Here is a 15,844-nt window from a genome sequence, read left to right on the forward strand (position 1 = left end):
TTTGTCCAATATTTTGAACTAATTTTTCAAAGGACTTTATCCGAAAAACTATGTGGCTATTTATTGTTGCATTTTATGATTTGAGCTTTTTCGGAGGATCCGAATGAAGATAAACTTTTCAGGCGAACGATACAGATATTACATTCTTGGATTTCTTGTGCTTGGTTTTTTTATAACTACGGCTATTTTTAGTTATAATACCAAAGATACAAATGAGCTTTTTTTCAGTATAGAAGACGGTGTGTATATTGACTTTGATGATGGATGGATCGATGAAGAAGGCAATACTGTCAATATCGCTGATCTTACTTATCATGGTCATAGAGATAGAGAAAGTTATCTTTTCCACAGAACTATTCCTGAGGGTCTTACAGGCGAAGAGTCTCTTAGCTTTGAAGTTAAGCATATGGGATTTTGCATATATTTTGATGACAGGGAATATGACGGATATGATTATGGAGAGACTCCGGATAGTCTGGACTTTGTAACGGATGATCTTGATGCAAGATATGTAACTACAGATTTTGAAAAGATGATAATGCAGCACTATACGGACTATTATAAATTGTATGGTGTTGATTATATTGCGTATATGGTTGATGGGTTAGGATCAGGCCTTGGAAGCCGCGGGGCGGGTACTTATCTTAGGACTATGCAGCTATATACTTCTGATGTTGGAGATACTATATATCTCGAACTGTTCCCTGTCTATAGTAATTCCAAGATTAGTAACATGGCAATCGAACCGGCGAGCGCTTACATAAGATCCAGGATCATGGCTGCTCTTCCAAGGTTTATTGTCTGCATAGTTATTATTTTAATAGGAGTTGCTATCATAATTGTCACTAGGCTTATCCCTGACAAAAGATCAGGAAGGATATATGAGTCACTTGCTGCGCTGATCATACTTATAGGATTATGGTCGATGATAGAAACTCATCTTCTTGACTATGTCCTTGGTACATCCGAATATCTGCATACGATCGCATATTTTCTCCTTATGTCGATGGCTTATCCTATAGCGGTATTTAGTGATATGGTGACGCTTAAACCGCACAAGAGGATTGCCGGAATTGTATTCTGGGCAACTGTGATCCTGATCGATTATTGTACGATTACCAACTATACTGGGATATTCGATTTCCATGAGACAGTATATCTTTCAGATCTACTTATAATGATAACGGGCTTTTTCGTTATAATCAGGATCATTGTGGATCAGAAATTCAGGAAAGATAATGATCTTCATGTTAATACCAACTGGATTGATATCTCTCTTGCATTCATAACTTTCATGGGGCTTATAGATCTGCTTAGGTACATCAACATCATGCATGCCAAGAAGATATTTGATAGTAGTTTCTTCACAAGAATAGGTGTCCTTGTATTTACGGTCGGTATGTTCATCAATCTGTTCATGGATGCTATGAACAGGAACAGACAGGCTGATAAGGCCGGAGCCTATATGGAGATGGCATTTACAGATGCTCTTACAGGTATTCCTAACCGCGGAGCTTTTCTCCTAAAAGAGAGTGAGATCTCTGACAGGATGAGGGAGGTTTCCAAGAGGAAAAAAGATGTAAACTTCCAGATAGTATATGTAGCACTTGATCTTAACGGTCTTAAGATAGTAAATGATACTTTGGGACATGCAACAGGTGATGATTATATAGTTGCTGCTTCAGGGATATTGATGCAGGCATTTTCAGATTATGGTTATGTGTACAGAGTTGGCGGTGATGAATTTGCATCTTTTATCGTTTGTGATAATGCAGTGGACAGGTATTTAGAGTGCATTGACAAGATGCGTGAGATGATTCAGGATTATAATGAAAAGTCAGGCAAGGATATGCAGATGCATATAGCTTATGGCTATAGCGTGTGGACTCCGGGAGATCATCGCGATATTGGCAAAGTAGAAAAAGACGGCGATGAAGCTATGTATGAAAAGAAACGTCAGATGAAAAAGGTAGCTGCTGCTAAGAAGAAAAGCTGATTATACAAAAGATAATTATAAATAAGATAACTAAAACTTCCCACTTGGACGGGCCGGCATCCCCAAAGTCTTTGCAGGGGCAGGCCCGTCCAAGTGGGAAGTTTAGTAAGATAATTATAAAAAAGTTGAGTATAAGAATTTGTAGGGAGGCTTAATCTATGTGGGCTTATGAAAGTGTTTTTATCAGATATATCCACTTGGTGCTTGCGGCGCACCTTTTGAAAATGATGGTAAACCTGAAAAGAGACTCAAAAAACTTGATACTTATGTTCCTCATCTGAAGAAATTGGGAGTAAAGGGCGTCCTGTTCAACCCTTTATTTGATTCTGATACCCATGGTTATAATACAAGAGATTATCGCAAGGTTGATGTAAGACTTGGAGATAACGCAGATTTTAAAAAGCTTGTTGATAAGCTCCACAAGGCAGGCATCAAGGTTATACTTGATGCTGTATTTAATCATGTAGGCAGAGGATTCTGGGGCTTTACTGATGTCCTTGAAAAAAGGGAAGGATCAGAGTATAAAGACTGGTTTCATATAAATTTTGACGGCAATAATGGCTATAATGACGGACTCTGGTACGAAGGCTGGGAAGGTAACTTCGACCTTGTTAAGCTCAATCTGCAGAATCCGGCAGTCACAGATTATCTTATAGATACTGTTAGATACTGGATTGATACTTTTGATATAGATGGTCTTAGACTTGATGTTGCATACTGCCTCGATCAGAACTTTATAAGAAGGCTTCGCTATGAATCTTCGCAGATGAAGGAAGATTTCTTCCTGATGGGAGAGATGATAGGCGGAGATTACAGGAATATCTGCGGAGAGGGCCTGTGCGATAGTGCGACCAACTATGAATGCTACAAAGGGCTTTTTTCTTCAATGAATTCTTATAACCTGTTTGAGATAACGCATTCACTTCTGCGTCAGTTCGGCCCTGAGAACTGGACCTTGTACAGGGGCATGCATCTGTGGTCTTTTGTAGACAATCATGATGTTACCAGAGTATCAAGTATCCTTGCTAATCCTGAACATATAAAGCCTATCTATGCTCTTATGTGCGGGATGCCGGGTATACCATCTATATACTATGGTAGTGAATGGGGTTTTAAAGCAGATAAATCTCAGGGTGACCCCGCGCTTAGACCTATGTTTGATAAGCCTTTATGGAACGAGCTTACAGATTATATAAAGGGATGCATTAGTGCGTTCCAGTCATCCAAGGCCCTTCAGTACGGAGCCTTTAAATCACTTGTCCTTCAGAACAAGGCCTGCGTATGGGAACGTGAGACTGATGATGACAGAGTACTGGTAGCATGTAATATAGACGGTGCACCATTTACCGCCCATTTCGATGCAAGAGCAGGACAAGCCGTGGATCTTATAACCGGCGAGATGATAGATTTTGGCGGCGGCCTCGAAATCCCGCCATACACAGCCTACATACTAAAGCCGCAATGACCCCCTTGGGACGGAGGCAAGAGACTATCTAGCGTCAACTTGGATTTGAGAGATCAAATCTAAGGTTGGCGCTTTTTTATTTACTCAAACTTCCCACTTGGACGGTGCAGTATCACCCCAAGGCTTTGCTGGGACAAGCAGTATATAGATCATTGCCATGCTGTTAATCGTTTTATAATTCATGGCATGATATCTGATGATTCCCATTCTGGGGTCCAAACTCGCTTCGCTCAGACAGGTGGACCCCGGGAAGAATGGAAATCTCCATCTATCATGCTCATGAATTTAATAAAACGATTAAAAAGCATGGCAATGATCTATATACTGCTTGTCCCAGCAAAGCCTTGGGTGATACTGCACCGTCCAAGTGGGAAGTTTGAATTATTTACATAACTCAATAAGATCGTATAAAAAATACTAATAATATATATTGACAAGTTAGCTATCCCTAACTATAATGTTAGCTGTAACTAACAAGTTAACATTGTTAACATCAAGAGGATCACATGAATAATGCAGATACCAGCACTAGAGAGAAGATATTAGAGGTTGCTACTAAGGAGTTTATGCAGAACGGATTTGCTGATGCCTCGATGAGAAAGATCGCAGGCAAAGTGGGGATTACTGCAACTGCGCTATATAGACATTATAAGGACAAGGAAGCCATATTCGACGCTGTTGTCAATCCTGCGGTACAGGCATGGGAGAATCTATGCCGGGCCGAGGAAGTAAGGCAGACAGGAACAGCTAGAGAATCCGGGCTTGACGCAATGTGGGGAGACAACGATCAGGCAAGACGAATTGTTGAACTTATATATAAAGACTTTGATGCACATAAGCTTTTGTTTTGTAAAAGTGAGGGAACTAAGTATGAAGACTACCTTCACGAAGTAGTGACCAAGGTTCAGACAGCAACACTTAAGTTTATGAAAGAAATAGAAGATAAAGGCATATTGGTAAATCATGTTGATGAAAAAGAAATGCATCTTATTTTGAGCGCTCAATATACAGCGATGCTTGAGATGGTAAACCATGATTTTTCTTATGAAGAGGCCCTTCATTACTGCGGGACAGTAAATACTTTCTTCAAAGAGGGCTGGAGGAAATTTCTTGGTTTTTAAAATATAACATCAATAAAAGGAGGAATCTATGAAAAAAAGAAGTACTTTCTCCTGGGTATTACATTTTGCCGGGAGAAAAAAGATCTATTACGTAGGAAGTGTTGTTCTTGCGATCATGGGAGTGGCTATGTCTTTTATCCCTTACCTATTGATTGCAGATATAGTCAGACACCTCTTATCAGGTGACACAGACGCGCGCTATTATCTTATGCGGGTATTTATAATGGCTGTATGCTGGACTCTTCGAGTAACATTTCATTCATTGTCGACAACCCTTTCACATGTGGCGACATTTAATGTGCTTGGCAGTATCAGGCAGCAGCTATGCAAAAAGTTATCTACCATTCCGCTTGGGTCAGTTTTAGATGACAATAGCGGAACATATAAAAATATCATTGTTGAGCGAGTTGATTCTATGGAGACGACCCTTGCTCATGTAGTGCCGGAATTCACGGCAAATATCCTCTTACCAACAATAATGTTCGGTTATATGCTGGTCATTGATTTTAGAATTGGGCTTTCCAATCTCATTTCTGCAGTGATCGGTATTATCTTTGTTGCAGTCATGATGACCAAGAGCCAGGGAGAATACGAAGTTACTGTTCAGAAAACAAAGTATCTTAATGACACAGCTGTAGAGTATATCAATGGTATTGAAGTCATAAAAGCCTTTGGGAAAACCGGCAGTTCTTATGAAAAATTTGTTTTGGCTGCAAAGGACGGCGCAGATTGTTTTATTAACTGGATGAGAAAATGCATCTGGTGGCAGGCCGGAAGCCTTGCTTTCATGCCGGCAACATTCCTTGGCGTATTGCCTGTAGGACTTATTCTAGTACAAAAAGGACAGCTTTCACCTCAAGAATTCATTACCTGTGTAATTCTTTCAGCTGGTCTTATCACCCCGCTTGTAGTGGCATTTTCATATATGGATGACATTATGAAGATGAAGACTATATTTGGTGAAGCCACGGAGATCATTGAGAGAAAAGACATGGTAAGGCCAAAGGAACTTGTCAAAACTCCATCAGGCTTTGATATTGTCCTTAAAGATGTGAAGTTTTCTTATAAGGATAAAGAAGTCCTTCATGGAATAAATATGGAAATTAAAAAGGGTCAGGTAAATGCTTTTGTAGGACCATCCGGATCAGGAAAGAGCACTATAGCAAGACTTATAGACTCTTTGTGGGATGTGGATGAAGGATCTATCAGTTTTGGCGGCGTTGATATAAGAGACCTTCCGCTGGAATATTATACCAACCAGATAGCATATGTAGCGCAGGATAATTATCTATTTGATATGTCTGTAAAAGAGAATATCAGACTTGGAAAAGCCGGCGCAACTGATGATGAAGTAATAAATGCAGCAAAAGCATGCGGCTGCCATGATTTTATTATGGGGCTTGAAAATGGGTATGACACAATCGTAGGCGGCGCCGGAGGACACTTGTCAGGCGGTGAGAGACAGAGAATCTGTATTGCAAGAGCGATGCTCAAGAATGCACCGGTTATAATCCTTGATGAAGCAACAGCTTACACTGATCCGGAGAATGAAGCCCTGGTTCAGAGCAGCGTTGCAAAGCTTGTTCAGGGCAAAACACTTATCGTTATTGCTCACAGACTTTCAACTATCGTCGATGCAGACAATATATATTTAATAAATGATGGAAATATTGAAGCTTCCGGGACTCACGAATCACTTCTTAAAAACAGTATCCTGTATAAAAAGATGTGGGACGCACATACCATGGCCAAGGATGAGGACGATACTTCAGTGGTTTCTATGCCTGGTAGCAGGAAGGAGGCTGTCAATGCTTGAGATGCTTGCTAAGTTTTTTAACTTTTGCAGTAAAGAAAACAGGAATAAGTTTTATACAGCGGTAGCGCTTGGAGTTTTGGATGCACTGCTGGCAGCAATGAAAATCCCTGCAGCATATTTTGCGATTGACGCAGTGATAAATGCAAAAATAGAAGCAAGAACATTTGTAGTTGTAATGGGGCTTATGCTTGTAAGCACGGTCGGCAAGATGATAGTAAACAGATTTTCGCAGATGCTGCAGACTGAAGCCGGCTATAACACATGTGCCGGTAAGCGAATTGAGATCGGAGAGCATTTAAGATATCTTCCGATGGGATATTTTAATGATACAAGTCTTGGTCATATCACGTCTGTTACAACCAACACGCTGGAGCAGACAGGGGATATTGCGACAAGAGCGATCATAATGGTGCTTCAGGGAACCATCACAACAATGGTTATTGGAATTTTAATGTTTGCATTTGATGTACGAATCGGTTTTATAACCCTGGCAGGCATAATAGTCTTTTTCCTGTTTAACAGAGTTACCAATAAATCGGTTGAGAAAGTTGCCGGTGAGAAAATTGCAGCTGACAAGGATATGGTAGGCGTTGTCCTTGAATTTATCCAGGGAATCGCGGAAATCCGTAATTACAACATCATTTCACACGAAGGTACAAGACTTTCAAACGCGATCAAGAGAAAAACAAAGGCTGATATCACTGCTGAAATAGCAGCTATTCCCGCAGTTGGTTTTCAGATGTGGATAAGTAAGATCACGGGAGTGATCATTTCAGGAGCCACTTTGTATTTTTATCTGACAGGAACAATGGAACTTACAAGATGTATAACAATGCTATTTTGCTCCTTCATGGTGATTGAAATGCTTGACGCAGCGGGCACGTACACAGCGCTATTAAAGATCATTGGTAAGGGAGTTGACCTTGTAAATGAGATCATGGCTGTTGAGCAGATGGATATAAACGGCGCCGATATTCATCCGGACAATAAAGGTATACACCTTGATCATGTGAGCTTTGCATACGATCACAGGAAGATTATTGACGATGTAACGCTCGATATCAAGGAAAAGACAACTACAGCTATCGTTGGACCTTCAGGCGGTGGTAAGACAACCCTTGCATCTTTGATTGCAAGATTCTGGGATGTTAAGGAAGGAAGCGTATCTCTTGGCGGAAAAGATGTAAGAGATTATAGCTTTGACAGCCTCATGGAAAACTTTAGTTTTGTATTCCAAAGAGTATACCTGTTTGAAGATACTATTGCTAATAACATTAGGTTTGGAAGACCTGAGGCGTCCATGGAAGAAGTTTATGACGCAGCTAAAAAGGCATGTTGTCATGACTTTATCATGTCACTTCCGGATGGATATGATACTGTTGTTGGTGAGGGCGGAGCGTCTCTGTCAGGTGGTGAGAAACAGCGAATTGCCATTGCAAGAGCGATCATTAAAAATGCTCCTATCATCATTCTTGATGAAGCAACAGCCAATGTTGATCCTGAAAATGAAAAAGAACTGACTCAGGCAATAGAAAATCTTACAAAAGAAAAGACTATCATCATGATAGCTCATAGATTAAAGACAGTAAGACATGCAGATCAGATAGTTGTTATTGATAAAGGAAAGATTGTTCAACAAGGTAAGCATGAAGAACTTATGAAGCAGGATGGTATTTATAAGAATTTTGTCAGCGGAAGAAAAAAGGCAGTCAGCTGGAAGATTGCTTAACTTACATTAGATGCCCCTAGGGGCGGGGCAAGGACCTTGATGACCCCTAGGGATCATTTTGTACACTAAATGCTTGGAGGAGTATATGAATACGAAGAAATTAAATGCTAAAGATTATATTACTGTGGGGATATTTACAGTGCTCTTGTTTGTAGTTGAGTTTGCATGTGGAATGCTTGGTTTTATTCATCCCTATATAGTTGCTTCATACGTAGTGATGATACCAATTGTCGGTGCTATTCCTATGATGCTTTTTTACAGTAAAGTCGATAAATTTGGAATGATCACTATCATGTCTGTACTTATAGCGATAATTATGTTTGTTACAGGTATGGGGTATCTGGGTGCGCCTCTTATCATTATTGCAGGTGTAGCAGCAGATCTTATCGCAAGAGCAGGAGCTTATAAGGATTTTAAGATGATCTCTTTAAGCTATGGTGTGTTTTGTTTATGGATCTGCGCCAATTATTTTCCCGTTATCATAACAGCAAAGACCTACAGACAGGACCTTATCGATGGCGGTTTTTCGACTCAGTACTGTGACAATCTTTTCAGGGCTATTAATTCAAAAACTATAATTGTACTTATGCTTCTGTGCCTGATATTTGGTTTTATAGGATCTTACCTTGGTAAGGCAGTTGTCAAAAAACATTTTGAAAAGGCTGGTATTGCCTGATGAGTATAAAACTTGACCCAAGGACCAAGATATACATGATACTGTCAGTGTCAACTATTGTGATGATGAGTGCTACAACACCCTTTTTATGGGCAGTAAGGCTTATCATCACTATTGTTCCGATCCTGCTTTTGATTGCAGAGAAACGCTATGCTAGTGCATTGCGTTTCTTTGCACTGTATATGACTGCTGTTTTTATTAATTTTAGATTTTTATCTGCAGGATCGACCGGATTTTTCATGGCTTTTCTTACAGGCTATTGCGGCATAATCGTTCAGTTCATGCCGGCCTTTATCACAGTGTGGTATGTGGTAAGGACTACTAAGATAGACGAGTTTATGTCAGCTATGCAAAAAATGCATATTCCTGATGGTATAACTATTTCTCTTGCGGTTATCATGAGATTTTTTCCTACGATCAAAGAAGAATATGACTCTATAAGAGATGCTATGCGAATGAGAGGGATATCTTTGGCAGGAGGAGATGTCATTAAAATGGTTGAGTTTCGCATGGTCCCATTAATATTTGCCTGCGTCAATATAGGGGATGAACTATCGGCAGCAGCAATCACAAGAGGACTCGGAGGAAAGGTAAAAAGGAGCAGCGTTGTGGAGCTTAAGCTAAATATAATAGATATACTTCTCTTTGTGTTTTTTACAATAGCTACCACGATCTTTGTTTTCCATAAGTATTTTAGATTATGAAAGATATAGTAAAAATAGATAAAGTAAGTTTTCAATATAAGGGTTCTTCAAAAGGACTGTTAAAAGACGTGTCTCTAAGCGTGAAGCAAGGACAGACGCTTCTTTTGTGCGGAGCTTCCGGATCCGGAAAGACAACTATCTTAAGGCTTATCAATGGTCTTATACCACATTATTATTTGGGCGACTTGAAGGGAACAGTGAATGTAGCCGGCTTTGATATAAAAAACACGCAGCTATACGATCTGGCCGGTGTTGTTGGAACAGTGTTTCAGAATCCCAGAAGCCAGTTTTTCTCAGTAGATACAGACGGCGAAATAGTATTTGGTCCGGAGAATATAGGACTGCCTGCAGAAGATATCAAAAACAGAGCGGCAGACGTGATCAAAGATATGAACCTGTACAAACTGCTTGGCAGAAGTTTATTTGAACTCTCAGGAGGGGAAAAGCAAAAAATAGCATGTGCATCGGTATCTGCCTTATTGCCTGAGATAGTCCTTTTGGATGAACCTTCTTCTAATCTTGATGTAAATGCGATAAAAGAGTTAAAAAAGGCTATCGAAATATGGAAAACTCAAGGGAAAACAATCATTATTTCAGAACACAGACTATGGTATCTTAGGGATATTGTAGACAGGGTCATATACATGGATAGTGGTAGTCTTAAAGGAGACTGGGAAGGAAAAGAGTTTTTTGCACTTCCTGATAAAACAATCAGAAATCTATGTCTAAGGCCGGTTAATATAGAGGAAAAGTTTATAGGAAATTATCTAAATATCCAAGATAAAGAATCATATGAAATCAAGGAAAATGCGGATTTTATTGAACTGCGGGACTTCTTCTTTTCATATAAAAAGAAACCATATATCTTTTGGAGGAAAAAGTTTGATTTGGCAGATGCCAAAATACTAAGCCTAAATATACCTAGGTTGCGCCTTCCAAGAAATGCAGTGATAGGCGTTGTAGGAAATAACGGCACAGGCAAGTCTACATTTTTAAGATGTCTATGCGGACTTGAAAAAAACTGTACAGGAAGAGTCATTATAAATGGCATAGAATATCATGGCAAAAAGCAGCTTGATATAAGCTACATGGTCATGCAGGATGTAAATCATCAGCTTTTTACAGATAGTGTTGAGGCAGAAGTCCTTTTGTCTATGGATAAAGAGGACAAGGAAAGATGCAATGAGATACTGACGCAGCTTGGACTTGATGGACTTAAAGACAAGCATCCCATGGCGCTGTCAGGCGGACAGAAGCAGCGAGTTGCGATAGCTTCTGCCATGGCAGCCGGGGCCAAGATATTATTATTTGATGAGCCAACATCAGGCCTTGATTATCTACATATGGTGAAAGTGGCCAAGATGTTAAAACAACTTGCTGATTCTAACAAGACGGTTCTTGTTTCAACACATGATCCGGAACTTATCAAGTTGTGTTGTGATTATGTCTTACATATAGATAATGGAAGAGCAGCCGGCATAACTTTAGGATCTGCATAGCTTTGGTGATACTGCACCGCCCAAGTGGGAAGTTTGAATTTTACAATTTTATGAGATGAAAAAAGATGTGTTATACAAAAGCGAAATAGAGTTATAATATATACGATATCGTGATATTCTTATACTAATTCAAACTTCGCACTTGCCAAACATACACTACCATCTGAGGCAGAGCAGATGCGGCCCGTTTATAATACATTTTCGTATCTTTTGAAGGTGTTATTAAATTTAGGAGCAAGATATCTGGATCTTTATATTCTTCTTAGGGTCCACCTGTCTGAGCGAAGCGAGTTTGGACCCTAGAATATAAAGATCCAGATATCTTGCCCTGAATTATAACACCTTCAAGATACGAAAATGTATTATAAACGGGATGCATCGGCTCTGCCTCAGATGGTGGCGTATGTTTGGCAAGTGCGAAGTTTGAGTTATACTAAAAAATACACACGGAGGATATGTAATGAAATTTCTAAAGAAGCTTCAAACATGCACTATCGTTGTAGTAATGCTCGTTGTAACCATCTTTTTTTCATCAGGTAAGCTGTCTTCGTTTTATGATAGTTTTAATTTAATAGGTAATAACGTTTATGCAAATGGCGACTATAAGTATTCTGTTGATTCCTCGGACTTCGTCCTTCTGACAGATGTCATTCCGGATGCGATTTTAGAAATTCGCTATTATTCTACTTACAATTTTGTAGGTGATCGCATCACAGGATATGAAGAACCTATAGCACTTCTTACAAAAGAGGCAGCAGCTGCACTTAAACAGGCAAGTGATGAGTTCAACTCCCTTGGCTACAGACTTAAAATATATGATGCATACAGACCTCAGATGGCTGTAACTCACTTTGCAAACTGGGCTTTGGATGTAAATGATACAAGAATGAAGGCTTTCTTTTATCCTGAACTTGATAAAAGCGTTTTGTTTGAGCAGGGATATATAGATGCACATTCGGGGCATAGCAGAGGAAGTACGCTTGATCTGACTCTTTTTGATATGAATACAGAAAAAGAAGTTGATATGGGCGGAACTTTTGACTATTTTGGAGAGCTTTCACACCCGGATTATACAGGTATTACTGAGCAGCAATATGCAAACCGTATGCTTCTTCAAAGCGTTATGGTAAAACATGGTTTTAAGCCTCTTCCGGAAGAGTGGTGGCATTTTACACTTGTCGATGAGCCATATCCGGATACCTATTTTGACTTCCCTGTTAGTAGAAGCTCGCTATTAACTAATGCTAGTGACATAGAAGATCAAAACAATAATAAGGTTAAGGAACAGTCTGATGAGGGCGTCCTTGATCCTCTTTCATACTGGAATACAGAAAGTGCGGCCAGAACATCGCTTGTTTCATATGTAGCATCAGTTACTGATGAAAACAGTTCTGATTTTATCCCTGTTAGAGACAGGATCGCAGTATTTGATCTTGACGGAACTCTTTTTTGTGAGACAGATCCCAATTATTTTGATTATTGCCTTTTAGAGTACCGCGTTCTGGATGATCCTACGTACAAGGACAAGGCCTCTGATTTTGAAAAAGAGGTTGCACTTAAGATAAGAGATCAAAATCTAAACCATACTTCTTATAAAGGATTAGAAGTTGATCATGGTAAGGCTGTTGCATCAGCTTTTGCAGGAATGACAATAGAAGAATTCAATCAGTATATACAGGCTTTTAAGGCTCAGCCCATGCCGGGATATAATAACATGACAAGAGGACAGTCTTTCTATCTTCCGATGGTACAGGTAGTTAACTTTCTTCAGGCTTATGACTTCACTGTTTATATTGTCAGTGGTACAGATAGATTTATAGTCAGAGGTATTATAGATAATTCTATCCTGGATATTCCTCCCAGACAGATAATAGGTTCTGATGAGACTATAAAGAGTAATGACCAGGGCGATGAAGATGGTCTTAATTATGTATTTGAGGATGATGATGTCCTTATCCTTGGCGGAGAGTTTATTGTTAAGAATCTTAAGATGAATAAAGTATCCGTAATAGCTCAGGAGATAGGACAGCAGCCGGTGCTTTCATTTGGCAACAGTACAGGTGATCTTAGTATGTGCGAATATGTAGTTAGTAACAATAAGTACAAGTCTATGGCATTTATGCTGTGCTGCGATGATACAGTAAGAGAAAACGGCAATGTAGAAAAAGCTGATAAGATGTATGCTCTATGTGATGAGTGTGATTTTGTACCGATTTCTATGAAGAATGACTGGACTACGATATATGGCGATAATGTAACAAGAAAATAAGACATACAAAGCCAAAAATGCCCCCTGGGGATGGAGATAAGGGACCATTTTATTGATTTTCAGATCAAAAATGGTCTCTTACCTCCGCCTCTAGGGGGCTTTTTGCAAAGCCAAATGTTATGAAATACCTGTGGAACCAAAGCCTCCGCGATCAGGTCCTTCAAGATGTTCTACTTCTTCGAACTCAATTGCAGGCTGCTGCTTCATGATCCTGAACTGGCAGATACGGTCGCCCTTGTGAATCTGTGTATCTCTCATTGCAAGGCATGGCATACGCCACATATCCTGGTCACCTGAATAAGAATTATCGATTACTCCTACACTATTGGTCTGGATCACACCAAAGTTCTTGAATGTTGAACTTCTAGGTGCAAGATGAGCTTCATATCCATCAGGAAGTCTCATTGCAACTCCAAGAGGTACAAGCTTAAAATCTCCGGCTTTCATAGTTACATCTTCACTTGCGCGAAGATCATACCAGTCAGATTTGCCTTCTACAAGAGTAAGTCTTTCAACATCTTTATCAAAATATTTGATGATTATTTTTTCCATTAATGAGGCCTCCATATAATTGTTTTTCATAGAATACCATCATACTACATATCTGCTCTGCCTGTAAAACACCTCCGTCAGCTACCCCAAAAGAGCCACTGATTTTGTTCCACCAGGGGCTGTTTTGCTGCTATTAATTTAAAGTGTTAAAAAATGCTAAGTAAATTTAAGTAAACAGCCGATATAGTTTTGTAGAATAGAACATTTGCGATGCTTTTTTGCACCTATAGATAGTATCTGGTTTTATTGACGTGGCGGGTGTATATGAATTCTTTGCCTGAGCAGTTATATGACATCTTCATAAGAGGCGGCACATATCTTACGATCCTGAAAGGTATAGGAGTCACACTTGAGATTACTATACTATCGGTATTATTCGGGACCTTGTTTGCTTTTGCGGTATGCAGGCTTAGACTTAGCCACAATATCATATTGAGTACCATAGCAAGGCTGTATATAGCGGTTCTTAGAGGAAGCCCTGTTCTTCTTGTTTTGATGATATTTTACTACGTGATATTTGCAACAAGTCCTTTATCTGCTCCGATGATCGCGGTATTTGCTTTTTCGGCCAACTTTGCAGCCCACGTAGCTGAGATCATGAGGACTTCTTATCAGGCAACAGACAAGATGCAGCGTGAAGCGGCCAGGACTCTTGGATTTAGCAGATGGCAGTCTTTCTACCTGATATCGTTTCCTCAGGCAGTTGATATAGCTCTTCCTGTGTATCAGTCAGCAGTTGTGACGCTCCTTCAATGGACAAGTGTTGTAGGATATGTAACTATAACAGACCTTACTAAAGTCATCAATAATATAACGATAAGAACCATGCAGCCGGTGATCTTGCTTATCACAGGAGTGCTGTTGTATCTGGCTATCGCATATCTTGTGTATGGACTCTTTTATCTAATAGAACAGATAAGAGCCGCCCGCAGAGGAGGTGATGGCTGATGGACATGATCCGGATGGAGAGTGTGTCCAAGAGCTATAACGGCGTCTGTGTGTTAAAAAATATAAATCTCACCATTAAAAAGGGAGAGATAGTTGTAGTTATCGGAGGCTCCGGATGTGGCAAGAGCACACTCCTAAGGCTTATAGAGATGCTTGAAAAACCTGACAGCGGACATATTTACATAGGAGATAGTGACATAACGGCCGCCAAGGGCAAAAACATTGACAGACTTAGAACAAGGCTCGGAATGGTATATCAGGGCTTTCATCTGTTCAGTCATATGGATGTTCTTAAGAATATAACACTTGCACCTGTAAAACTGAAACATATGACAAAAGAAGCTGCAGATAACAAGGCAATGGAATTGTTAAAAGCAGTTGGACTTACAAATAAGGCACACATGATGCCGGATCAGCTATCAGGCGGACAGAAGCAGAGAATTGCCATATGCAGAAGTCTTGCAATGGATCCTGATGTGATGCTTTTTGATGAACCTACATCAGCACTTGATCCTACGATGATAGGCGAAGTACTTGCAACTATAAGGCTTCTTGCCAAACAGGGTATGACGATGGTCATAGTGACTCACGAGATGTCTTTTGCCAGAGAGATAGGAAGCAGGATCATATTCCTTGCAGAACATGGAATATATGAGCAGGGCACTCCCTCGGAGATATTTGATAGCCCTTCAAAGCTTCTTACAAGAGATTTTATATTCAAATTAAAGCACTTCACCTACGATGTGTATGCAAGACACTATGATCTTATGAAGATGCACGGTGATCTGCAGAAGTTCGGCGAAAGGTACGGTATAGAAGGTAAATATATAATAAGACTTCAGTTGTATGCAGAAGAACTTATAGAAGAGGCTATAGATCAGCAGGATACCAAGTATCCCGAGATAAGCCTTAGAATATCACTTTCTGAGGGTACTAAGGATTTTAATATAGATGTTATCTATTCGGGAATCAATAGGGATATCTTTGATATTCTCGATGAAGATACAGACGGTATACATATAGGACTTACTATATTAAAAAAGTAGCCAGAGTAAGAGAACACAGTTAT

The 15,844-nt window shown here is 39.7% G+C and carries 11 protein-coding genes and 1 pseudogene; 11 read left to right on the forward strand and 1 reads right to left on the reverse strand.

From position 1 onward, the window contains the following. The first annotated feature begins 103 nt into the window (after positions 1-103). The 9 genes and pseudogenes from I7804_RS10695 to I7804_RS10735 all read left to right on the forward strand — a co-directional run bounded on the left by I7804_RS10695 (position 104) and on the right by I7804_RS10735 (position 13,275). Entirely contained in the window at positions 104-1,996 is a 1,893-nt protein-coding gene (locus I7804_RS10695; protein WP_248403380.1) for a GGDEF domain-containing protein, read from the forward strand. Between the two features lie 158 nt (positions 1,997-2,154). After that, a pseudogene (locus tag I7804_RS10700) lies at positions 2,155-3,461 on the forward strand (alpha-amylase family glycosyl hydrolase). Between the two features lie 506 nt (positions 3,462-3,967). After that, the gene (locus I7804_RS10705) at positions 3,968-4,582 is read left to right on the forward strand and encodes a TetR/AcrR family transcriptional regulator (RefSeq protein ID WP_074756927.1); all 615 of its coding nucleotides are present in this window, start codon (positions 3,968-3,970) and stop codon (positions 4,580-4,582) included. 28 nt (positions 4,583-4,610) lie between these two features. Continuing rightward, positions 4,611-6,398: an ABC transporter ATP-binding protein gene (locus I7804_RS10710; RefSeq protein WP_248403381.1), complete on the forward strand. Its 1,788-nt coding sequence runs from the start codon at positions 4,611-4,613 to the stop codon at positions 6,396-6,398. After that, positions 6,391-8,127: an ABC transporter ATP-binding protein gene (locus tag I7804_RS10715; RefSeq protein ID WP_248403382.1), complete on the forward strand. Its 1,737-nt coding sequence runs from the start codon at positions 6,391-6,393 to the stop codon at positions 8,125-8,127. Before I7804_RS10710 ends, I7804_RS10715 begins: the two co-directional genes overlap by 8 nt. Before the next feature lie 85 nt (positions 8,128-8,212). Continuing rightward, positions 8,213-8,803, forward strand: a complete 591-nt coding sequence (locus I7804_RS10720; protein ID WP_248403384.1) for an MptD family putative ECF transporter S component — start codon at positions 8,213-8,215, stop codon at positions 8,801-8,803. Continuing rightward, positions 8,803-9,507 carry an energy-coupling factor transporter transmembrane component T gene (locus I7804_RS10725; RefSeq protein ID WP_248403386.1) on the forward strand — a complete coding sequence of 235 codons (705 nt, stop codon included), beginning with the start codon at positions 8,803-8,805 and terminating at the stop codon, positions 9,505-9,507. Before I7804_RS10720 ends, I7804_RS10725 begins: the two co-directional genes overlap by 1 nt. Further along, entirely contained in the window at positions 9,504-11,006 is a 1,503-nt protein-coding gene (locus I7804_RS10730) for an ABC transporter ATP-binding protein (protein WP_248403387.1), read from the forward strand. The genes I7804_RS10725 and I7804_RS10730 overlap by 4 nt, the downstream gene beginning before the upstream one ends. A 460-nt stretch (positions 11,007-11,466) precedes the next feature. After that, entirely contained in the window at positions 11,467-13,275 is a 1,809-nt protein-coding gene (locus tag I7804_RS10735) for a M15 family metallopeptidase (RefSeq protein WP_248403389.1), read from the forward strand. A gap of 117 nt (positions 13,276-13,392) precedes the next feature. On the opposite strand, the gene I7804_RS10740 is transcribed toward I7804_RS10735, so the two are convergent. Continuing rightward, positions 13,393-13,827, reverse strand: coding sequence for a dUTP diphosphatase (locus tag I7804_RS10740; protein WP_022753915.1), 435 nt, complete (start codon positions 13,825-13,827; stop codon positions 13,393-13,395). A 264-nt stretch (positions 13,828-14,091) separates the two neighbouring features. On the opposite strand from I7804_RS10740, the gene I7804_RS10745 reads away from it, so the two are divergent. Then, a complete protein-coding gene (locus I7804_RS10745; RefSeq protein WP_248403391.1) occupies positions 14,092-14,775 on the forward strand; it encodes an amino acid ABC transporter permease in 684 nt (227 codons plus the stop codon). Further along, complete coding sequence (locus I7804_RS10750; protein WP_331477794.1) at positions 14,775-15,821, forward strand: amino acid ABC transporter ATP-binding protein; 1,047 nt, start codon at positions 14,775-14,777, stop codon at positions 15,819-15,821. Before I7804_RS10745 ends, I7804_RS10750 begins: the two co-directional genes overlap by 1 nt. The last annotated feature ends 23 nt before the right edge of the window (positions 15,822-15,844 follow it).

The sequence above is a fragment of the Butyrivibrio fibrisolvens genome, from assembly GCF_023206215.1.
Taxonomy (GTDB): Bacteria; Bacillota; Clostridia; order Lachnospirales; family Lachnospiraceae; genus Butyrivibrio; species Butyrivibrio fibrisolvens_C.